The organism is Luteibacter anthropi, from assembly GCF_023699965.1.
Classification (GTDB): domain Bacteria; phylum Pseudomonadota; class Gammaproteobacteria; order Xanthomonadales; family Rhodanobacteraceae; genus Luteibacter; species Luteibacter anthropi.
Window position 1 is genome coordinate 4277496 of the sequence record NZ_CP077072.1, and the last position, 21538, is coordinate 4299033.

At 65.6% G+C, this 21538-nt stretch carries 21 protein-coding genes; 4 read left to right on the top strand and 17 right to left on the bottom strand.

Annotated features, from left to right (window positions below; genetic code table 11):
* Positions 1–2: 2 nt before the first annotated feature.
* Entirely contained in the window at positions 3–1289 is a 1287-nt protein-coding gene (locus KR767_RS18100) for a GTP-binding protein (protein ID WP_250877302.1), read from the bottom strand.
* A 65-nt stretch (positions 1290–1354) separates the two neighbouring features.
* Here KR767_RS18100 and KR767_RS18105 point away from each other — a divergent pair, with 65 nt between their 5' ends.
* Positions 1355–2938, top strand: coding sequence for an alkaline phosphatase D family protein (locus tag KR767_RS18105; protein WP_250877303.1), 1584 nt, complete (start codon positions 1355–1357; stop codon positions 2936–2938).
* Between the two features lie 759 nt (positions 2939–3697).
* Here KR767_RS18105 and KR767_RS18110 read toward each other — a convergent pair.
* From KR767_RS18110 to KR767_RS18115, 3 genes are all read right to left on the bottom strand, one after another.
* Positions 3698–4423 carry a TorF family putative porin gene (locus KR767_RS18110; RefSeq protein WP_250877304.1) on the bottom strand — a complete coding sequence of 242 codons (726 nt, stop codon included), beginning with the start codon at positions 4421–4423 and terminating at the stop codon, positions 3698–3700.
* A 119-nt stretch (positions 4424–4542) separates the two neighbouring features.
* The gene (locus KR767_RS21355; protein ID WP_284732853.1) at positions 4543–4677 is read right to left on the bottom strand and encodes a hypothetical protein; all 135 of its coding nucleotides are present in this window, start codon (positions 4675–4677) and stop codon (positions 4543–4545) included.
* A 58-nt stretch (positions 4678–4735) separates the two neighbouring features.
* Complete coding sequence (locus KR767_RS18115; RefSeq protein ID WP_250877305.1) at positions 4736–5632, bottom strand: LysR substrate-binding domain-containing protein; 897 nt, start codon at positions 5630–5632, stop codon at positions 4736–4738.
* 107 nt (positions 5633–5739) lie between these two features.
* Between KR767_RS18115 and KR767_RS18120 the strand changes: the two genes are divergently transcribed.
* Positions 5740–7272 (top strand): MFS transporter, encoded by a 1533-nt coding sequence (locus KR767_RS18120; protein ID WP_250877306.1) that lies wholly within the window; start codon positions 5740–5742, stop codon positions 7270–7272.
* On the opposite strand, the gene KR767_RS18125 is transcribed toward KR767_RS18120, so the two are convergent.
* The 3 genes from KR767_RS18125 to KR767_RS18135 all read right to left on the bottom strand — a co-directional run bounded on the left by KR767_RS18125 (position 7232) and on the right by KR767_RS18135 (position 9680).
* Complete coding sequence (locus KR767_RS18125) at positions 7232–8140, bottom strand: cupin domain-containing protein (protein ID WP_250877307.1); 909 nt, start codon at positions 8138–8140, stop codon at positions 7232–7234. The genes KR767_RS18120 and KR767_RS18125 overlap by 41 nt on opposite strands.
* 89 nt (positions 8141–8229) lie before the next feature.
* Positions 8230–8844 (bottom strand): OmpW/AlkL family protein, encoded by a 615-nt coding sequence (locus tag KR767_RS18130; protein ID WP_250877308.1) that lies wholly within the window; start codon positions 8842–8844, stop codon positions 8230–8232.
* Positions 8845–8939: 95 nt separating this feature from the next.
* On the bottom strand, positions 8940–9680 hold the full coding sequence (locus KR767_RS18135; protein ID WP_166946814.1) for a cyclic nucleotide-binding domain-containing protein: 741 nt from the start codon (positions 9678–9680) through the stop codon (positions 8940–8942).
* Positions 9681–9887: 207 nt separating this feature from the next.
* Here KR767_RS18135 and KR767_RS18140 point away from each other — a divergent pair, with 207 nt between their 5' ends.
* Positions 9888–10226, top strand: a complete 339-nt coding sequence (locus KR767_RS18140; RefSeq protein ID WP_250877309.1) for a carboxymuconolactone decarboxylase family protein — start codon at positions 9888–9890, stop codon at positions 10224–10226.
* Between the two features lie 94 nt (positions 10227–10320).
* Here KR767_RS18140 and KR767_RS18145 read toward each other — a convergent pair whose 3' ends face one another.
* Complete coding sequence (locus KR767_RS18145) at positions 10321–10608, bottom strand: hypothetical protein (RefSeq protein ID WP_166946816.1); 288 nt, start codon at positions 10606–10608, stop codon at positions 10321–10323.
* Positions 10609–10833: 225 nt separating this feature from the next.
* Between KR767_RS18145 and KR767_RS18150 the strand changes: the two genes are divergently transcribed.
* Positions 10834–12138: an NAD(P)/FAD-dependent oxidoreductase gene (locus tag KR767_RS18150; RefSeq protein ID WP_250877310.1), complete on the top strand. Its 1305-nt coding sequence runs from the start codon at positions 10834–10836 to the stop codon at positions 12136–12138.
* 7 nt (positions 12139–12145) lie between these two features.
* Here KR767_RS18150 and KR767_RS18155 read toward each other — a convergent pair whose 3' ends face one another.
* The 9 genes from KR767_RS18155 to KR767_RS18195 form a co-directional block, all read right to left on the bottom strand.
* The gene (locus tag KR767_RS18155) at positions 12146–12370 is read right to left on the bottom strand and encodes a hypothetical protein (RefSeq protein ID WP_250877311.1); all 225 of its coding nucleotides are present in this window, start codon (positions 12368–12370) and stop codon (positions 12146–12148) included.
* Positions 12371–12497: 127 nt separating this feature from the next.
* Entirely contained in the window at positions 12498–13628 is a 1131-nt protein-coding gene (locus tag KR767_RS18160) for a GNAT family N-acetyltransferase (protein WP_250877312.1), read from the bottom strand.
* Complete coding sequence (locus tag KR767_RS18165) at positions 13625–15175, bottom strand: oligosaccharide flippase family protein (RefSeq protein WP_250877313.1); 1551 nt, start codon at positions 15173–15175, stop codon at positions 13625–13627. The genes KR767_RS18160 and KR767_RS18165 overlap by 4 nt, the downstream gene beginning before the upstream one ends.
* Positions 15172–16806 carry a hypothetical protein gene (locus KR767_RS18170; protein WP_250877314.1) on the bottom strand — a complete coding sequence of 545 codons (1635 nt, stop codon included), beginning with the start codon at positions 16804–16806 and terminating at the stop codon, positions 15172–15174. Before KR767_RS18170 ends, KR767_RS18165 begins: the two co-directional genes overlap by 4 nt.
* Positions 16803–17810 (bottom strand): UDP-glucose 4-epimerase GalE, encoded by a 1008-nt coding sequence (gene galE, locus KR767_RS18175; RefSeq protein ID WP_166946822.1) that lies wholly within the window; start codon positions 17808–17810, stop codon positions 16803–16805. The genes KR767_RS18170 and galE overlap by 4 nt, the downstream gene beginning before the upstream one ends.
* The gene (locus KR767_RS18180) at positions 17807–18637 is read right to left on the bottom strand and encodes an alpha/beta fold hydrolase (protein WP_166946823.1); all 831 of its coding nucleotides are present in this window, start codon (positions 18635–18637) and stop codon (positions 17807–17809) included. The genes galE and KR767_RS18180 overlap by 4 nt, the downstream gene beginning before the upstream one ends.
* Positions 18634–19386: an alpha/beta fold hydrolase gene (locus KR767_RS18185; RefSeq protein ID WP_250877315.1), complete on the bottom strand. Its 753-nt coding sequence runs from the start codon at positions 19384–19386 to the stop codon at positions 18634–18636. The genes KR767_RS18180 and KR767_RS18185 overlap by 4 nt, the downstream gene beginning before the upstream one ends.
* Positions 19387–19388: 2 nt before the next feature.
* Positions 19389–20747, bottom strand: a complete 1359-nt coding sequence (locus tag KR767_RS18190; protein WP_250877316.1) for an outer membrane beta-barrel protein — start codon at positions 20745–20747, stop codon at positions 19389–19391.
* Between the two features lie 38 nt (positions 20748–20785).
* Entirely contained in the window at positions 20786–21535 is a 750-nt protein-coding gene (locus tag KR767_RS18195) for a CpsD/CapB family tyrosine-protein kinase (RefSeq protein WP_243853046.1), read from the bottom strand.
* Positions 21536–21538 lie beyond the last annotated feature (3 nt).

Genomic DNA, 21538 nt, shown 5'->3' on the forward strand with positions numbered 1-21538 from the left:
GCTCAGTCCTGCGACCAGCGCGGGAACGGATCGGGCAAGCCCTGCCAGGCGACAGGACCGCGGACCATCTCCACATCACTCAGCAGGCAGGCATCCAGCGCCCGACGGATATCGGTTTCCGGAAGGTCCACGCCGATCAGCACCAGTTCCTGTCGGCGGTCGCCATAGCGTGGATGCCACACGTCGAGCAAAGCGCGTCGCTGCTCCGGACTGGGCAGTTCGGCCGGGTCCGGCGGCGGCACGCGCAGGTCGTCGAGGCGGAAAGGACGGCGCAACGCGCCTGCACGTACGCGACGGCGCGCGGCCCACCAGTGACCGGCCGGCCCCGATTCCGTCGAGCCGCCGGCCACGGCGAGGTTGCCGACCCAGTCCATGCGCGTGGCAAGCCAGAAATAGCCCTTGGCGCGCAGCACGCCGGGAATGCCGCTCTGGAGCAATGCCTGGAGACGCGCGGGGTGGAACGGACGCGCATTGCGATAGACGAAGCTGGTGATGCCGTATTCCTCGGTCTCCGGCGTGTGCTCGCCCATCAGCTCCTTGATCCAGCCCGGTGCCTGCTGGGCCTTCTCATAATCGAAGCGGTGGGTGTCGAGCACGTCATCGAGCGCTACCTCGCCGAACGAGGCATCCACGATGCGTGCGTCGCGATTCAGCGCGTGAAGCACGCGGTGCAACTGGTGGCGCTCGTCTGCGTCCAGGCGGTCGCATTTGTTCACCACGATCACGTCGGCGAATTCGACCTGTTCGGTGAGCAGGTTCACCAGCGAGCGCCCGTCGTCGGAGCCGTTGCTCTCGCCACGCTGGGCGAGCGAATCGGTGGAGCAGTAGTCGGTGAGAAAGGCACGCCCATCCACCACGGTCACCATGGTGTCGAGGCGGGCCAGATCGGAAAGGCTGAAGCCGTCCTCGTCGCGCACATGAAACGTGGCGGCCACGGGCAGGGGCTCTGAGATGCCCGTGGATTCGATCAGCAGGTAGTCGAAGCGTCCTTCGTCGGCCAGGCGGCGGACCTCCTGCATGAGGTCGTCGCGCAGGGTGCAGCAGATGCAGCCGTTGGAGAATTCCACGAGCTTTTCGTCGGTGCGGCTGAGTTCCGCGCCACCGTCGCGGACCAGGCCCGCGTCGATGTTGATCTCGCTCATGTCGTTGACGATGACGGCCACGCGGCGGCCTTCGCGGTTGCGCAGCACATGGTTGAGCAGGGTGGTCTTGCCGGCTCCGAGGAAGCCGGAGAGCACGGTCACGGGAAGCGGCGGCCGGGCCGCGGCGATGGCGTTGGCTGGGGTCATGGGGTTGTTCCGGAGGGGATGAAATGAATGTTATGTTATAACACTTTCTGCAAACCCTACTCCCCATGCGCCAGCCACCGCAAGCATCCAGCCTCCTGTCTCCATCCCGTCGGCGGCTGCTCAAGGCCGGGCTGTTCGCCGCGGCCGTGGCTTCTCTTTCACCCGTGGTGAAAGCCGCCTCGCGGCGGGTATTGTTCTCCGACTATCCGTTCAAGCTGGGCGTGGCCTCCGGCTCGCCATCGGCGGATGGCTTCGTCCTGTGGACACGCCTTTGCCCCGACCCCCTGCACGACGGCGGCATGGGCGTGCAGCAGGTGCCCCTGCGCTGGGAAGTGGCCACCGACGAAACCTTCGGCAACGTGGTGCGTTCGGGCACGTGGATGGCCATGGCGGGGCTTGCGCACAGTGCGCATGTGAGCGTCACGGGGCTGCCGTCTGATCGCTGGTATTTCTATCGGTTCCTTGCCGGCAACGAAGTGAGCCCGACAGGACGCACGCGCACCCTGCCTGCACCTGGGCAGAAGGTGGATCGCCTTCGCTTCGCCCTGGCCTCGTGCCAGCAGTTCGAGCTGGGTTATTTTTCGGCATACCGGCACATGCTGAAAGACGACGTGGATGCCGTGGCCTTCGTGGGCGACTACATCTACGAATACAACGCCGAAAGCGGGCTCGTTCGCCAGCATGCGGAGGCCGAGCCGTATTCGCTGGAGTCGTATCGCAACCGCTATGCGCAGTACAAGACGGATGCGGATCTCATGGCAATGCACCAGGCGGCACCATGGCTGCTCACCATCGACGACCACGACGTCATGAACGACTGGGCGGGGGACGTGGGCGAGGATCTGGACCCGAATTTCCCGGAGCGCCGCAGGAACGGGTTGCAGGCATGGTTCGAACACCAGCCCTTGCCGATGGAAGCATTGCTGCCGGAGCGGCGGTTACATCTGTACGCAAGCCACACCTACGGCGATCTGGCGAACTTCCATGTGCTGGATGACCGGCAGTATCGCGATCCGGAGGTGTGTTCGCACGAAGGCATGGGTGGCGGGAATTTCGAGGCCACCGATGCGGCGTGCCCGGGGCGGCTACAGAAGAAGCGCACGATCCTGGGAGCCGAGCAGGAAGGCTGGCTCGATAAACAGCTGGGCGCGTCCCGTGCGCGATGGAATGTGGTGGTGCAGGAGAGCCTGGTGTCTCCCCTGCCCAGCCCGGGAAAGAACGGCCCGGAGTTCTTCACCGATGCATGGGACGGGTATCCTGGCGCCCGGGAGCGGTTGATCCAGAGTATCCGGCGGCACCGGGTGGAGAATCCCGTCGTGATCGGCGGCGATTACCACTGCACGATTGCCTGCGATATCAAGGCCGACTATGCACGCCCGGATTCGGCCACCATCGGCAGCGAATTCGTCGGCACCTCGATCACTTCGCCGGGGATGCCGCAGGGCACCCTCGACGACAAGATCCGCTTCAATCCGCATGCGCGTTACGGCGACAGCGTGCACCGAGGGTATCTCACCTTCGAGATACGACACGACGGCATGGACGTGCAGGCACGATCGATGGCATCGCTGGAAACACACGATGCCGCCTGCACGACGACCAGGCGCTTTCATGTGGAAGCCGGGCATCCGGGCGTGCAGAACGCCTGACCCCTCCTTCACGTCTTTCCTGTGAAAACAGGACCCAGCGCCCCGGTTCGCCAGCATAGCGATGGTGTCGCACCGGGCTTTGCGTAGGCGGCCTTATCGCGACAATCTGTTGCATCGCGCTGGGTTCCAGCTTTCGCTGGAACGACGGCTTCGGGTGAAGCTGTCGTCACCTCTCCTACCCGTCGTTCCTGTGAAAACAGGAACCCAGCGCCCCGGTTCGCCAGCATCGCGATGGTGTCGCACCGGGCTTTGCGTAGGCGGCCTTATCGCGACAATCTGTTGCATCGCGCTGGGTTCCAGCTTTCGCTGGAACGACGGCTTCGGGTGAAGCTGTCGTCACCTCCCCTACCCGTCGTTCCTGTGGAAACAGGAACCCAGCGCCCCGGTTCACCAGCATAGCGACGGTGTCGCATCGGGCTTTACGTAGGCGGCCCTATCGCGACAATCTGTTGCATCGCGCTGGGTTCCAGCTTTCGCTGGAACGACGGCTTCGGGTGAAGCTGTCGTCACCTCTCCTACCCGTCGTTCCTGTGAAAACAGGAACCCAGCGCCTCGGTTCACCAGCATAGCGATGGTGTCGCACCGGGCTTTGCGTAGGCGGCCTTATCGCGACAATCTGTTGCATCGCGCTGGGTTCCAGCTTTCGCTGGAACGACGGCTTCGGGTGAAGCTATCGTCACCTCCCCTACCCGTCGTTCCTGTGAAAACAGGAACCCAGCGCCCCGGTTCGCCAGCGTAGCGACCACATCACATCGGCCTTCAGAACACTGCCTTGATGCCCGCTACAAGATGCGCATGGTAAATATCCCCCGCCCCATGCGCATCGGTATTCCAGTACCGCAGGTCAAGCGACACGCGCGGATCGAACTGCCACGTCACGCCTGCATTCCACGTGTTGTAGATAAAACTCGCGCCCGTTCCATCCGCACGCATCGACGCATGCTGCTCATGCTGGCGACCATAAGCCCCTGACATCGACCACTTCTCGACAAACGTCCACGCGACATTGACCTCGCCATAATTGGCTTCACGCACGATCCCCGGAAAATCCGGCGAGTGATACGCCGCCACGCCCACCGTCACCGGCCCGAACGCCCGTGACGCCTTCGCGTACCATTCCACATACGTCTCGCGCAGCCCCTTGGGCTGGTGCATGTATCCATAACGGATATACCCCAGATCCAGGTCGAACCCGGCCACATGCGGACGCCAGCCGCCGTACAGGTCATATTCCTGGTCGGTCGAACGATCCCCCGACGGCGAGAAGTCCACGTTCGACGTCCAGGCGCCGGCATACAGGCTGCCGCGCCACGTGGCGTCCACGCCGGCAAAGCCAGAGGATCGACGATCGGTCTGGCTGATACCGCGAAAAATATAATCGGATTGCGCGCCGACGTTGTAATTCACCTGCCAGTCGTCGGCAGCATGCGCGCAGGGGGACAGCGCCGCGACGGCGGCGAACAGGGCGATACGGGTGTGCTTCATGGTCATCCACAAGTGATGACGCGATCGATGGATGACCGCGCCGGAAAGGATGACCCGGCATGTTAGGCATGCCTGTCTATGGGCGGCGCCGGATTCGCGCCACCCGTATCAAAACCCCATCAAGACGCCTGGAACGCCCAGCGCAGCAGCAGGCACGCTGCGGCAACAAGCACCGTCAGCTTCACCACGATATCGGCGCGCTTCCACGCGGAAGGGGCCTGGGCGACACGTACTCTCGGCGGCTGCTGGTTCATGCGGTCCTCCACAACATCGATGATCGTGCAGGGTTAACGGCCGGCGATGCCGGATGCTTTAGTCCGCCTCCCTGAACAGGCGGCCCGCGATGAAATCGACGAATACGCGGATCTTGGGCGACAGCTGCCGGCTGGACGACCACACCGCCCAGAATTGGCCCCGGTCGGCCAGGGCATCTTCCAGCACGGGTCGCAGTGTTCCCGCACGCAGGGCGTCGCGCACGAGGAAGTCCGGCACGTAGGCGATGCCATGGCCATCCAGCGTGGCGGCCAGCACGGCCTCCATGTTGTTGCAGGTGATGGCCGTGGGCAGGCGCACGCCTTGCCAGCGCGGATCGGAGCCGCGCTCCCATTCCATCAGCTTGCCTGTGGTGGCGAAGCGGTAACGCACAAAGGCATGCCGCTGCAGGTCCATCGCCTGGCGGGGTTCGCCGCGAGCATCCAGATAGGCCGGCGATGCGCACAGCAGGAAGCGGAACGGCCCCAGGCGCCGTGCCATCAGGCGCGAGTCGGGCAGCGAGCCGCTGCGAATGGCGACGTCCACGCCCTCCTCGATCACGTCCACCATGTGGTCGCTGAAATCCAGATCCAGTTCGATCTCCGGATACAGGCGCCGGAACTCGGGCAGCACAGGCAACAGGAAGCGATAACCGATGGTCGGCACGCTCACCCGCAGCTTGCCGCGCGGTGACTGCGCGGCCTGCGACAGCATGGCTTCGGCATCGGCCAGCTCGTCGAGGATGCGGCGGCAGCGCTCAAAAAACAGCTCGCCTTCGGCGGTAAGACGCACCTTGCGCGTGCTGCGCTGGAACAGGCGCACACCGACGGATGCCTCCAGCCGGGCGATGCTCTTGCCCACCGCCGAGGGCGATATCCCCAGCACGCGCCCTGCCGCCGCGAAGCTCGACGCCTCGGCGCTGCGGACGAAGGCCAGGATGCCCGGCAGACTATCCATGCTCACCTCATTAAGGAATTCAGATCCGCAATGAGCGGAATACGAAGCTATTTCCGAATCATTGCCGACTTTCTAGCATGCAATCCAGTCCCCTCCTGGATGCTCCCATGCACGATTCCTCGCCCGCCCGCCACTGGGTGTTGCTGGCCGTTTGCCTGTCGGCCCTCGTCCTGCCCCTCAGCTTCTCCGGCGGCGCGGTCGCCACGCCGTCCATCGCGCAGTCGCCCGGCGGCAGCGCCGATGCCCTGGCCTGGGTGACCAACGGCTTCATGCTGGCCTTCGGCAGCCTGCTGATGACGGCGGGCTCGCTTGCCGACCGTTTCGGACGCAAGCGGATCTTCGGTGCGGGCATGGCCTTGTTCACCCTCGCATCGCTGGGCATTGCCGTCGCTCCCGGCATCGTGGGCATCGACCTGCTGCGTGGCGTGCAAGGCATCGCGGCCGCCTTCGCCCTCTCCGGCGGCTCCGCCGCCCTCGCGCAGGAGTTCGACGGACACGAGCGCACGCGCGCCTTCAGCCTGCTGGGCGTCAGCTTCGGCGTGGGACTGGCCTTCGGTCCGCTGCTGGCCGCGCTGCTCATTTCGCTATGGGGGTGGCGCGCGATGTTCATCGCCATTGCCCTCATCGGCGCGGCCGCTCTCGCCTTCGGCTGGCCGCGCATGCGGGAAACACGGCATCCGGCCGTGCATCGCTTCGACTTCGCCGGCGCTGCCAGCTTCACCGCCGCGCTGGCCCTGTTCACCCTGGGCGTGATCCGCTCGGGCGATGGCCACTGGGCGGCGGCGGGCACCTGGATGCCGCTGGCTGCGTCGGTGCTGCTGGCAGCGGCCTTCGTCGTCATCGAACGACGCACTGCGCATCCCATGCTCGACCTGACACTGTTCCGCTATCCGCGCTTCGTGGGCGTGCAGGTGCTGCCGGTGGGCACCTGCTACTGCTACATCGTGCTCGTGGTGCTGCTGCCGCTGCGCTTCATCGGTGTAGACGATCGCGGCGAACTCGGCACCGGCCTGCTGATGCTGGCCTTGTCCGCACCGATGTTTGTAGTGCCTCCGCTGGCCGCACGCCTCGCACTCCGCTATGCACCGGGCCTGCTTTGCGGCATCGGCTTCCTGGTGGCGGCGGCCGGATTACTCTGGCTTGCGCCCGCGCTCGCCCATCATGACGATGCGTCGATCGTTGCCTCGCTGCTGGTGATCGGGGTGGGCAGCGGCCTGCCCTGGGGCCTCATGGATGGCCTGTCGATCAGCGTCGTGCCGCGTGAGCGTGCCGGCATGGCGACGGGCATCTTCAGCACGACACGCGTAGCCGGCGAAGGCGTGGCGCTGGCGATTTCGGGCACGCTGTTTGCCGCGCTGTTGCGCAACGGTTTGCGCAAGGAAGGGCTACCGCAGGGGCGTCTTTCCGAAGAAGCCGCGCGCCATCTCGCCGGCGGCGACCTGCATGCAGCGCAAGCCGTGCTGCACGATGTGCCCTCATTGTTGCTTGCTGACCTGCATGCCCAGGGCTTCACCCTGCTGCTGCACCTGCTTGCGGGAATTACGGTACTTTCCGCACTCGTGACGTTTGCATGCCTTGTCCGCGCCGCCGATGCGCCGGCTACGCCTGCCGGCGATAACGTGCCGGCGTCTGCCCCATGACCCGGGTGAATGCCTTGCCGAACGCGGACTCCGAGCGATAGCCCACACGATCGGCGACGGCACCTGCCGTGAGGTCGGTGCGACGCAGGAGGTCGCCGGCCAGCTGCATGCGCAACAAGGTGAGCGTCTCGTGCGGCGACATGCGTGCCCGGGCTTCGAAATGCCGCGCGAAGGTAGCCCGCGACATCGCCGCCAGCTCGGCCAGCGCCGCCACCGACCATTCGCGTTCCGGCTCGCGCAGCATGGCGGTAACGGCACGCGACAGGCGCGGATCGCCCAGCAAGGCGAGAAACGACGGCGTGAGCGTGGTATCCACCAGATGATCGCGCAGGGCGAACACGAACAGCGTCTGCGTCAGCGCGGTAATGACACTGACCGCGCCCGGTGGTTGTCGCGCGACTTCGTCGCGCAGGATGGCCACGATGCCCGCCAGCGCCCCCATGCCATGCGAGGCCGCGAGATTCACATGGATCGCATCCGGCAACGTGGCGAACAGCCAGCGGGATATCTCCGGAGCCAGCAGCACGCGACCACAGAGCACATCCAGTTCGGCAGGCAGGCCATTGTGCTGCACGGGGATCGCCCCTGCCGTTTCCAGCAGGAGCGGACCAGCGGCTTCCTTGCCATGGACATCGCGCAGGCGATGGCTGCATCCGTGCGGCAACACCACCAGATCACCCGCGTGCAGGCGCATCGGCGCCCTGCCCGGCAGCTCCATGTCCACCTCTCCCGAGAGCACGAGGTGGAACGGCGCAGTGCCGGAGGGCATGTCGTCGTGATCGATACGGTAAGCGCCCCCGAGCTGGCAGCGCAGGTCGGGAACACCCTGCATGCGGGCCAGTTCGAGCACGCGGGTCAAAGCATCCATGGGGGCGTGTCGCAGGGGAGGCGGCGGAAGTATCCGCCCGCTTACGGGCGAAGACAACGCCATCCAGGCGGATGTCGTCGCCCGATGCTTCACAGGCGGTAGCCGAAGCTGACGCCGTACACCCAGGGATCGATGTGTGCGGTACCGACGCGCGCGCCGTTGACCTTCACCTTCGCATCGATGTTGATGTAGCGGGCGTCGGCCGTGAAGGTCCAGCGATCGTTCAGGGCGACATCCACGCCGCCGTGCCATGCCACGCCCCAGCTGCTGCCCACGTCGACGTTGGCGCCGTCGAGCGCATTGCGGCCCTTGGCGTCGAAGAAACGGGTGTAGTTGACGCCCACGCCGAGGAACGGCGTGACCTTGCGATCCGGCAGGAAGCGGTAGAGCACGCCGACCACGGGCGGCAGCTGCTTCACGCTGACCGCGCGCTGGCCGGCCAGGCGAACCTCATGCTGGAACGGCACGGCGGCCAGCGCCTCCACACTCCAGTACGGGGTGAAACGGTATTCCACGCTGATCGTAGGGCGCGTGTTGTTGCTCGTGCTCGCCTTCATGCCGGCAAGGTGGCCGGTGTCCGACTTCGGATCGACGACATGGGCGCCGAAATGCAGCAGCCAGGGCGAATCGACGGTCTGGGCCATGACGGCGGCGGGCGCCAGGCAGAGCAGGCCGGCGGCGGCGAGAGACTTCAGGTGACGCATGGGGATACTCCTTGGGGACACGTTCCGGCCTTCGATGACCGGGCATGCCCAGCGTAGGAACCTGCCCCGCCGCACTTCCTGACCTGGATCAGTTTTCAGGACGATGCCTCGGCATCCGCCGTGCGACACAGCGCCGCCAGGGCGTCTGGACGCAGGATGCGTACCGAGCGGCCGCTGACCGCGAGGATGCCCTCGTCCTCCATGCGCCCCAACGCCCGGCTCACGGTTTCCACCGCGAGGCCGAGGTAGTTCGCGATGTCCGCACGCGGCATCGGCAGCTTCAGGAAGTCGGACTGCCGCGACAACCTGCCATGCCGCTCGGCCATGCCACGCAGGAACAAGGCCACACGTGCCACCGCCTGCTGGCGTCCCATCGCCACGGCATGCTCCTGCTCGGCGGCCACTTCGCGGCCCAGCACGCGCATGAGCCCGCGCTGCAAGGCAGGCACCTCGCCCAGCACTTCTTCCATGTGCTCGAAGGGCACTTCGCACAGCGTGCTGGATTCGAGCGCAACGGCTTCGGTGCGATGGTGATCGTCGAGCATGCCGTCGATGCCCACCACTTCACCCGGCAGGCCGAAACCGATCACCTGATGCACGCCATCCGCATCCACCACGGCGGTACGTACCGCGCCGGAGCGCAGCACGTAAAGCGACTGGAACGGCTGACCCTGCCGGAAAAGCGTTTCACCGCGCAGCAGGCTGCGCTGCTGGCGACGCGTGAGCCGGTCGAGGCGGGCCAGCCCCGCGGCATCGACGCCGGCGGGCAGGCAGAGTTCGTGGAGACCGCAGTCCGCGCAGCCGTGGCGCGGGTAAGACAGATCCGACACGGTCATGGGAGCTCCATCTCATGATGATGAACATATGAGGCTAGCATGCAGGTCACGCGAGGCCGCCCGGGGTCAGTGCCCTGCGACATCCTGTGCAAGGTGAGACGCAGGAGCGAAAACCTGCGCCGTGAGCGTCTTCATATCAACCCGCCACCGGTTCACGATGTAGCCATCGAGCGACGCATCCCGCGCCGCCTTCTCCGGAGAACCACCATGCTCGACTGGCTCGACTACCGCAAAGAACTCCAGGGCCGCATCGGCGAAATCAGCAAGCTGTCGCCGGACATCCTGCGCGGCTACCAGACCCTGGCCGGCGCCGGTGACAAGACCAACCACCTCGATGCCAAGACGCGCCAGCTGATCGCCCTGGCCGTAGCCGTGACCACGCGTTGCGACGGCTGTATCACGGTGCATACGGGCGAGGCGCTGAAGCACGGCGCCACCAGGGAAGAAATCACCGAGGCGCTGGGTGTGGCCATCGAACTGAACGCAGGCGCCGCACTGGTGTACTCCGCACGAGTGATGGACGCCGTAGAAGCCCACACGAAATAACCCCTGTAGGAGCGCGCCTCGCGCGCGACCGGTGGTGAGGAAAACATGCATGGTTTCCGCATATCCGGTCGCGCGCGAGGCGCGCTCCTACCATTCAGCGGGCGCCGCCCAGGGCCCTTATTTCATCCCACATCCTGCGCACGTTCGCCTGCTTGGTACACTGCAGGCTCATGCGGTTGAGTACGTTCACGCCCGACATCGCACGCGATACGCACCGCTGGTTGGGCAGTTCGCTTTCCGCCATGTACTCGGTAAGCACGGATTGCATCGCTTCGGCATAGGCCTGCCATGCCGTGGCATCATTCATCAGCATGTCGACGCTCGCTTCTTCATCGAGCACGAAGCTGCCTTCGCCAAGCACATCGTCTTTCGGTTCTGTCATCGGTTTCACTCCCTGAGCGCTGCCACGGCGAGATCACGGGCAACGCAGGCAAGCTAACAGAAGCACGCACGATTTGTCTGTAGTCCCGTGCATATATATGCCGATAATGCCAACATATGGTTGACATTTCACTGAATGCCGCTGAGACCATCAAGCGACACAAGGGTCGCGGGAATGTTCCGGCGTCTCTATGCTGGGAACATCCCCTCCCCGGAGATGTCCCCCATGGCAGCAACGCAGCAAAGGGCCCGTCATCGCACCGTGATTGTCGGTGGTGGCGCGGCCGGTATCGAACTGGCGACGCGACTGGGTAAACAAGGTGACATGGATGTCGCCCTGGTCGATCGCGATGCCAGTCACTTCTGGAAGCCGCGCCTGCACGAGCTTGCCGTCGGCCTGCTCGGCGATGGTGAAGAAGCCGTGCCCTTCCTCGCTCACGGCCACGCGCATGGTTACCGCTACGTACCCGGCGCCTTGCACAAGGTGAACACCGCAACGAAAACTATCGACGTCGAGGCCGTACGCCTTCCGCATTCCGACGAAACCGTGTTGCCCGCGCGGCAGATTCCCTACGACACCCTGGTGCTGGCCTTCGGCAGTCGCGTGAACGACTTTGGCACGCCGGGCGTGCTGGAACACTGCGACATGCTCGACAGCCCCGCACAGGCCACCGACCTGCGCCGTCGCATTCTTGCCCTCGCCTTCCGTACGGCAGGCGATCCGTCGAAACGCATCCGCATCGGTATCGTCGGTGCCGGCGCAACGGGCGTGGAACTGGCGGCCGAACTGCATCACGCCTTCAACGACATGCATCGCTATGGCGGCCTCGATCCCGCGTCGAAACTCGACATCACCCTGATGGACATGGCGCCCCGCGTGCTACCGGCCGTGGACCCGCGCACCTCGGCCACCGCGCAGCACGTGCTGGAACGCATGGGCGTGCATGTGCGTACAGGCGTCGGCGTGAAGGCCGTGGTCGATGGCGCGTTCGAACTCAACGACGGTAGCCGCGTGGACTGCGATATCCAGGTCTGGGCGGCCGGTGTGATCGGGCATGACATGGTGAAGGAGCTGGGCCCGTTCCAGCTGTCGAAGGACCGTCGCATCCTCGTGGATGGCACGCTGGCAGCGAAGGGCGTCAGCGACATCTATGCCATCGGCGACTGCGCGTGGGCACCTACCTCGCCCGATGGTCCATCCGTACCGCCTACCGCACAGGCGGCGCATCAACAGGCCACCTACCTGTCGCGCGCCCTGCCCCGCGCCTTGCGTGGCGAACGCGTCGATCCGTTCGTCTATCACTCCAAGGGCACGCTGGTGTCGCTGGGCGTGCGTCAGGCCACGGGTGAAGTGCCGTCAGGCGCCAAGGGCCGTTCAGTGATCCCCATGCGCGGCTGGTTCGCCAAGATGCTATACGTGTCGCTGCAACACATGCACCGCGCCACGCTGCACGGCTGGCCACGCGCGATGGCGCTATGGCTGGCGGACTGGCTACGCAACACCACCCTCCCCCCCGTAAAACTCCACTGACCCCGGCTCACGCGCGACCGCTGATGACATCACTCCGGTCGCGCGCCGACACCGGCTTGTCGCGCACCAACACCGGCTTGCCACGCACCGACACCGGCTTGCCGCACACCGACACCGGCTTTTGTAGGAGCGCGCCTTGCGCGCGACCGGTTATCGCGACACCGATCGAATCATTCGCACGATCGGTTGTCGCGGCACTCGTCAACTTATTTGCATGGCCGGTCGCGCGCAAGGCGCGCTCCTACACAAGCAGCATGCCGCGGTGCATACACAAACCCTATGCGCCGATGCAGCGCCCGCGATTTCTGCGCAATGATTTGGCGAATGTCGCGAAAACCGGTCGCGCGCAAGGCGCGCTCCTACAGGGCGGATGGCGCGTGGCGCTCGCGAAGGCGGCGCAGGTTGCCGTAGAACCAGCGCGCTGGGCCATACATGTGAAAACCTACGGTGGATGCGCCCGCGCGTACGGCATACAGTGAGCCACACGGTTCACTACGGGTGGCAAGCACGCGCTTGTACTGGTTGTCGCCGTAGCCAAAGCTGATCCGCTCGCCCGGATGCTCATCCAGGATGCCGCGTATCGCTTGAAATACGGCAACCGACCCAATCCCTACCCGGGCGACATCCTCGTCATAACCGAGGTCTTCTACTAGATATGTACCGCCCAGGCGGTAGCCATGCACGTAGGCCAATGGCTTTCTTTCACGCAGCACGATATGCCCCACCACCTGCCCCGCCCTGGCAAGGCGCTGAAACAACGCAACACGCGCCGGTGCCTGCCAGTCGATGGGCAGGTCGCAATGGTGCCACGTACGCTTGTAGGCTTCGTCAAGCAGACGACAGTACTCCGGCATCTGTTCGGGCGTGGTGTAACGATGCAAGGCTGCATCACCACCCAGCTTTCGGTAGGCGCGCCCTACCCTCTGCAGCAGATCCGTACGCTTCTTCTTTTCCAGCGTCGCCAGCCACGCTTCGGAGGACGGTTGTGGATCGATGATCCAGTGCACCTGCTCGCGCAGGTGGGCAGCAACCAGTCGAAAGCCCTTGTGGCTAGCCAGTGCCTTCGCCAGCGGATCGGGAAGCATGGCCTCCTGTATGCGAAGCACGCGCAACGCACGCTCCGACGCCAGCTGGCCGGCAATGGCGTCGCTGACGGACGCACGGAGTGCGGGAGATGTCACTACGCCCGAGCCCAGCAGGCGCAAGGCCATGCCCTTGTAGAGATCGAGCCGACGCCCGGCGAGATCCAGCCTCGCTACATGGCGTGCCTGAAGCAACGGGGCGTAGCCCACGATGGCACCCGCGTCATTGCGTGCAACGACCACATGCGGCACGGTGCCATCGTCACGACTCTCTATCTCGTAGAGCACCCAGTCGGGATGCTGCACGATCGACGACGCATGTGCCTGCCCTTCGGCCAGCACGGCCATTTCATCGCGTGCCGCCAGCAGCGCCTCGCGCGTGCGCAGGATGTCACAGACGAGGTTCATCGACTCACCGCCTCCACCGTTGCCGGCTTGACCACGGCCAGCACCCGCAGCAGCACACGCCCCGGCGTGCCGAGACGGCGCCCCAGGCCTTCCATCAGTTGCAGGTCGTCGCGCGTCCAGTAGCGCACGAGTGCGCTGCCGGGGAGATACACCATCAGGAAAACCATGGCGCCGATGAGGAAGCCCCAGCGCGAGGGCACGGCTTCCGTGACGATCCAGGCCGCCGCCGTGGCCGTCAGCCCTACGACAAACAGGCGTGCCATAGCCATCAAAGGCAGACCGCCATCGGTTGCCTTGCGCAGGTAATGGATGGCGAGCGCCATTTCGACAATGCGCGTGGTGGCGTACGTGGTGACGGCACCCGCCAGCCCCAGCGACGGAATCAGCGCCACGCCAAGCACGGCATTGGCGGTAAGCGCCACCGCCGCGATGCGAATACGGTCATCCTGCCGATCCACCACCGTCTGAAACGCGGCAATACCGTTGCCGATGAGCAACAGGCCACCCAGCACCAGCGTGGCCTCGATGGCAGGAATGGCGGCGACATAGCGCTCGCCGTACATGATGCGCACGATCTCGGGCGTGGTGACCACGCCCAGCCCAGCGATGGCGAGGCCCATGGCCCAGTAGAAGCGTGTTGCCTCGGCGAGGAAGCGCGCGGCGCGCGCCGTACCGTTCTCCCCGTAGGTGCGTGCCATATAGGGCAGCAAGGTAGAGGTCAGGCCCACGGAGAAAAGCTGCACGGCACCGCGCGTGAGCGTGCCGGCGATGGCGAAGTAACCCACCGCCACCGAGCCGCTGAAGGTGTTGAGCAGGAAGACCTCGATGGTGCCGAGCCGGAACGAGCCCATCAGCACGAGCGCGGCGGTAAGCTTCAGGTGGCGGTTCACGCGCTGGTTGACGGCGGCGGGAATCGGGCCGCTCTCGAAGGGACTGCACTGCCGCCGGAACATGATGCGGTTGATCACGTTCAGCACGAGGCAGGCCACGGCGAACAGGCCGACGAAGGCGATCAACCCGGCCCGGAGCCACATCGCCGCCAATACGAAGAGCATGCCCAGCACGCCGCCGGCCACCGTCGCCACCGCTTCCGGTTCGAAACGCTCCTGTCCCTTGCCGATGGCGACCAGCACCGCATAGTTGGCCTTGGCGACCACGGCGATCACCACCAGCGACGCCACGGCAAAGCCATCGCCACCCCATTCCGACGGGCGGATGATGGCCACGCCGCCCACGAAAAGCAGCATCACCGCCAGCGAGCTCCAGCCCTGGATGCGCGAGAAACGCGCGGCAAGATGCGAGGCCAGCGCCGGGTCGCCCATGCCATCGGCTTCGGCGATGAACTTCGTGGACGAGGTGGTCAATGCGTGGTTGGAGCAGACGATCAGCCAGCCGCACAGCCAGATGGTGAAGGCGTAATGACCGAAGTCCTGCGGACCCAGCGCACGGGCGATCCACACGCTCATCAGCAGGCCGAGCGCGTACTCGACATAGGTGGACACCGTGACGATGCCCACGCTGCGCAGCACGGCGAGACGGCGGTTCACTGCGCCCTCCCCGCGCCGGGCGCCTGGTGGATCATCCATTGCGCCACGCCAGCACCACGGTTGTTCCAGTTGAAGCGACGTGCCGTGTCCGAGATGGCGGCACAGGAGGCGCTGTACGACGACGCGATGGCGTCGAAGCGGTGCTTGAACACGGCCGCTTCCGCGCCGTCTTTCGCGAAGTAATAGGCTGCGGCCACCGGCAGGCCCAGTTCCACCGTGTGCCCGTCGCTATACCAGCCCTCGGACTCCTGGATCTTCATCAACGCGTCGGTCTTCGCCTTCGACGATGACCAGTACCAGGCAATCTGCCCATCCGGACCCGAGCAACCGTTGCGCCAGTCGTGCGGCGACACGAGCAACGAAGGTGATATCCAGCCATAGCGTTCGAGGTAATGACCGAAGGCCAGGATCATGTCGGGGACGCGCGGGTCTTTCGTTACCCACCACGCATGCCACAGGCCGTCGATGATGTTCTCGCTCATCCACGGCGAGGCGCCGCGTACGTCGTTGGCGCCGTGTGGATCGTTCTCGTGCACGTTCCAGCTGTTGCGCCATGCGCCATCGTCGCCAAGGCCGTCGGGGTTGCTGGCCTGATGGTCGTGCAGCCAGCCCACGCGTGCCTGCACGCGGTCACGCCAGTGCGTATCGCCGGTGAGTTCGTAGGCGGCAACGGTTTCCAGAAGGCCCAGTCCGGCCAGGCGCTCGGTGAAGTAATCGTCGGGACGGCGGTACGGCCCCGGCGCACCGTTCCAGCCGCCGCTGTCCCATAGCGTTGCCATCATCTTCACCAGCGCCGCGTCGTGCATGCTGTCGTCGCCGGTAAGCGCCACGGCCAGCAGGATGGGTTCGATATAGGTGTACTTCACGTCGCAGGGCTTGCCATCCGTGATCCAGCCGCCCGGGCAGCGCCCCTCGCGGGTGATGCCCTTCATGTACCAGCGATAGCTTTCCTCGGCGGCGGCGAGGTAGTCGGCGCGTCCGGTGCGGACATAGGCCTTGAACAGGGTGGACGGCCGGTCGAACAGCCACGCGGTGGTGTCCTTGACCGGCAGGTCGCGCGCCCAGCGGAACTGCCCATCCACGTAGCCGGCATAGGCTTCGCCCCGGCTGGCGACGCGCTGGGGGCCGGCAATCCCGGAAGCGGTCAGCCATTCGGGGGAGAGCGCTGCCAAAGCCGCGAGGCGGCCATCGACGAGACCTTGTGTATACGGCCAGCCGGGGGCATTCGCCTCGCGGCGAGCGTCCAGCAGAAAGTAGTAGCGACCGGGCGGCCCATGAAACTGGGCGCGTATCGCACGCAGGCTGCCATCGCGGAAATGCCAGGTAAGCATCGGCTTGATGTCGGCAGGCACTTCCACGCCCTTCTCGTTCACGATGCGCAGCAAGGTGGCATCGCGCAGGCGACCGGGCGGCAGCGGAATACCCACCGATACAGGCAGGCAGTCGCCCGTGCCGGCGATGCGCGTGACGTCGATGCGCTGCTCCTGGGGCAGCGTGTCGCGCGAGTGGGCGGGAAACACCCAGGTCGCCAGGCCCAGCAGGCAGGCAAGCAGAAACAACACATGACGCAATACCGGAGGTGCCGCACGCACGGCAACGACCTGACGCCCGGGGCGGCGCGGGACCTTCATGCGACGGATACCAGCGGCGCGGACATGCCCGCCAGATGGTATTCCCAGTCCAGCGCGGTGCGCACGATCACGTCGAGATCGTCGTACCGCGGCGTCCAGCCCAGCGTTTGCCGCAGCAGGTCGCTGCGCGCGATAAGCATGCCGATGTCACCCGGACGGCGTGGCAACTCCACGACGTTGAGCGCATGCCCGCAGACACGCGCTACCGTGTTGGCGACTTCACGCACGCTGTAGCCATGCCCGTAGCCGCAGTTGAGCACCAGGGATTCGCCCCCGTCGCGCAGATGGTCCAGTGCACGCAAATGAGCGGCGGCGAGGTCTTCCACATGGATGAAGTCGCGCACGCCGGTACCGTCGGGCGTGTCGTAGTCAGTGCCATAGATGGAGAGGCAATGGCGCTTGCCGATGGCATGCTCGCAGGCCACCTTGATAAGCAACGTGGCGTGCGGCGTGGAATGCCCGATGCGCCCCTCAGGGTCGCAGCCGGCCACGTTGAAGTAGCGCAGGATCACATGGCGCATGGCACCCGTGGCGCTCCAGTCGCGCAGCATGGTCTCCGACATGAGCTTGGAGCGGCCGTAGGGATTGGCCGGCGACGTGGCCGTGTTTTCGTCCGCGACGCCATCGGCGGTGTTGCCATAGACGGCAGCGGTAGACGAGAAAATGAACTTGTCCACCCCGAACCGTGCGCAGCTCTCCAGCAGGCTACGCGTGTTCATCGTGTTGTTGCCGTAGTAGCGCAACGGGTCGCTCACCGACTCGGGCACCACGGTGTGCGCTGCGAAGTGCAGCACGGCATCGATGCGCCATTGCTTCATCACCCGCGCCATCAGCTTGCGGTCGCCCACGTCGCCCCAGACGAAGATGGCCTTGCGATGCACCGCGTCGTGGAAGCCCGTGGAGAGGTTATCCACCACCACCACGCGGTCGCCCCGCTCCACCAGCTGTTGCACCGTATGGCTGCCGATGTAACCGGCGCCTCCCGTGACCAGTACCGTACTCATGCAGGCCTCCTGACATCCGGGCCCGGGAAGTTGCCTACGAGCCAGTCGCGGATGCCGTCGAGCAGGCGCTCGCGATCCACGGTGAGGATATAGGTGTGATCGGTGTCGGCGGCGTAGCGCGTCGTCACCGAGGGGTGGTCCATGATCCTGCCAAAGCATTCGCGAAACTGCCTGGCATGATTGAAATGCGTGCTGATGCCCCCGGAATAGACGAGGTACAGCTTCATGCCCCGCTCCACCATGGCGGTGAAGTCGGCGATGACTTCATCGCGTGGCGCGGGTGCCACGGCGAACACCGGCTCCGCCGATTCCCCGCCCGTGGTGCGGGCACGCCGACGCAGGCGACGCATCCAGCGGGAGGGGTCCAGCACGCGCGGCAGGTAATGCCGCAGCTTGTAGCCGAAGGTGCGGTAGGCATAGCCATCGAGGAAAACGGCGCCGGTCACGCGCGGATCGCTGGCCGCCACCGTATGCGCATTCTGTGCACCGGAACACAGGCCCATAAGCACGAACCGCTCGCAGCCCGTGCGCTCGGCCAGCAGGCGCATGGCATCGTCGAGATCGGCTTCCACCTGCTGGGTGCGCGTGAGGCTGCCCGGTGCTGCCGCACTGTCGCCCAGCGTGGACAGGTCGAAACGCAGGGTGGCGTAGCCGGTGGCATTGATGCGCCGGGTCAGCTCCACATGCAGGCGGAACGGTCCCACGCGATGCACGAGACCCGCGTTGAGCACGATGACGCCGATCGCCGCGCGGCGCGTGTCAGGCAGCCCCACCACGCCCACCAGGTGGCTGGCACGACCGAAACGATGGGCTTCTTCCCGACTCATGCCGCACGCTCCAGGTGGCTGCCCACGGCATGGATCAGCGGATGCGACAGGATGGCCGACTCCAGGCGCCTCAGGTCGTTCCAGGGCGTGGGCTGGCCGAGCGGTACGACGCGCGTGCTTCCGTCGGTGCGCGGCACGACGGCCGTGGAATCGATGGTGAGCGACGGCGTGGCGAAGGCTTCCGGTCGCAAAGCCGCCAGCTGCTGGCGAAGCGGTTCGCTCACGGCGAACCCAAGCCACTGCGCCGCCACGTCGGCATGCGCGCGCGGCTTCGTGAAGCGCCCTGCGTCTTCGCGCAAGGCGGCCTGCAAGGCGTCCATGGCCGCCATGTGCGCCTGTCCGTCCAGGATGGGGTCCCACGCGATCACTTCGGCGAAACGCGCCGCATCGGCGGCCAGCGCAATGCTCGCGCCCAGTCGCGCCCCGAAGGCCACCACCCGGTCGGCACCCGAATGCGAGCGCAGCTCGGTGGCGGCCGTCACGGCGTCGGCGATACAGCGGTTCCAGTCCACGTCGGCGCTGTCACCGGCTGAGTCGCCCGTGCCGTGATAATCGAAGCGCAGCACGGCGATGCCGCGTGCAGCCACCGACTGGGCCAGCTGGCGATAGAGGCGATGGCAACGGATCAGGTCCTGGCCCAGCGGCGGGCACATGAGCAGGCACGCGCGCGCACGGCCTTCCGGCGCGTGATACATGCCGAACAGTCCGGCGCGCGGACCAAAGAAGAACGGGGTCTCGGTCGGGGTCATCTCTACCTCCTGTAAACCACGCCGACGAAGAATTCCGTCTCGCGGTAGCTCTGCCCCACGGCATCGCTGGTACGCCGCTCGCGTGCGGCCGATACATGCCAGCTCCAGTGACGATTCCACTGCTGGCCCAGGTCCAGGCCGACGCGCACGGTGTTGTCGCGACGGGCGATGGTGTCGTATTGCAGTTTCTCGGCCGTGGCAAAGCCGGTAAGGGTCAGCGTCGGATCGATGCGGTAGCCCAGGCCCACGCTCAGGTCGCGCGCGGTCTGGTCGAAGGTCTGGTCGCCGATGTAGCGCAGGCGGCTGAACGATGGCGACACCGTGAGATTGATTCGCTCGGAGCGCCAGTTCCAGGTGCCTTCGACGCGGCGTTCCTTGTACACCTGCGAACCGATCACGGCGCTGCCCACGCCGATGCCCGACGTCACACCGCGTCCCAGCCCCGATGTATTGGCAAAGGGGTCGATGGACTCCACGCGGTCGGCCGCACCGGCGCTGGTGTACACGCCCGGCGTGGTGATCATGTCCTGCGCCGCATCGGCGTACTGGTAGGTGCCGCTCAGTGTGAAGTTGTTGCGCGGTGTCGGCTGCCAGCCCAGGCGTGCGCGGAACAGCGGCGCCGAGGTATCCCGGCCGCCATCGAACGACAGCTGCGTACCGCCCAGCACCACGTCCGCATCAAAACGCGCCAGCGTGCTCGTGTAGCGCAGATACGCTTCCTTGCGATCGTAGTCGGCGCTGGATGGCTGGTTGTCGAAGTGGATGCGTTGCAGTTCGACGTTGCCGGAGATCTGGTCGGTAGGGCTCAGGTCGCGGAACAGGCGGAAAGCCAGCAAACCACGTTTGGAGTCGAACTCGTCCACCTTCGACGCGTAGCTGTTGATGTAGCGCAGCTCGATCTGCCCGCGCGCCGCATCGCCAAAGCGCATGCGCAGCGTGGGGCCGGCCACCAGCACGTTGGTCTGCTGCTGGTTGTTGGGCGAATTGCTGGCGAGCTGGTCCACCGGCTGCACGCCGGCATAGTCTTCGACCGAGAAATCCAGGCGATCCGGCAGCATGGTCCAGTTGGCCTGCCCCGCCAGCTGGGTCTGCGCCTGCGAATCGAAATGGTTGTCGAGGTATTTGCGATACTCGAAGGTGCCGGCGATATTGGCCTGGAAGGTCGAACCCTGCTGGATGAACTGGAAGGTGCCACCTGGCGTGAACACGTTCTCGCTGATGGGCTGGCTGGACGACAAAGCGATGTTGTTGCTGTGTTCCAGGCCGGCATACAGCGTGTAATCGAGCGTGCCCGCCGTTGCCAGGGCGGGTGCGGTCGCCAGCGCGAGCACGATGGCGCGGGCTAGCCTTGTCGATGCCATGTTTCCTCCCCGGGCCCCTGCCAAGGCACGGACCGCCTTCACGGCGTCTGGTTGAAAACCACGCCGGCAAATTTGGCGGGATCGAAGTTGGCGATGGCCTGGTTGATGGCTGCCGGCGTATCGCGGCCGTAACCCGCCACTAGCACCACCACGTCAGCGAGATCCGCCAGGATGCGCGCATCGGGCGAGCCTTTGACCGGCGGACCGTCGAGGAAGATGTAGCGATCGGAATAACGGCAGCGCAGCGAATCGAGCACCGCGCGCATGCGGAACGACGAGAAATACTCGCCACCGTTCTCCCGCGACGTGCCGGAGGGAATCAGGCGAAGGCGTGGCACGCCCGTGTGATACATGATCGAGGCGATGCCGCGCGACGGGTGTTCGAGGAAGTCGATGAGGCCGCCGGTGGAGGGCTCCACGCCGAAGGCCTTGTGCTGGTTGGGATAGCGCAGGTTGCAGTCCACCAGCAGGCTGGTCTTGGCTTCGTCGAAGGCGAAGGCCGTGGCGAGGTTGCGCGCCACGAAACTCGCTCCCGAGCGCGGACTCACGGCCACCACCAGGGTCACGAAGTTGCCCTCGCCGCCCAGTTCCAGCAGGCGCGTGCGGATGCCACGGAATGCATCGGACTGCTGGCGGACGGAATCCTCGCGATGAATGAGCCGCTTGCGCTCGCAGTCGATGGGCGCCAGCGCGTGGCTTTCCTCGCGCATGCGGGCGATGGAGTGCCCGGGCGGTATCTCGTCGGTCGCCACGGTGAATTCGGCGGGATCGATGGCGGTCTTGGTCATGGT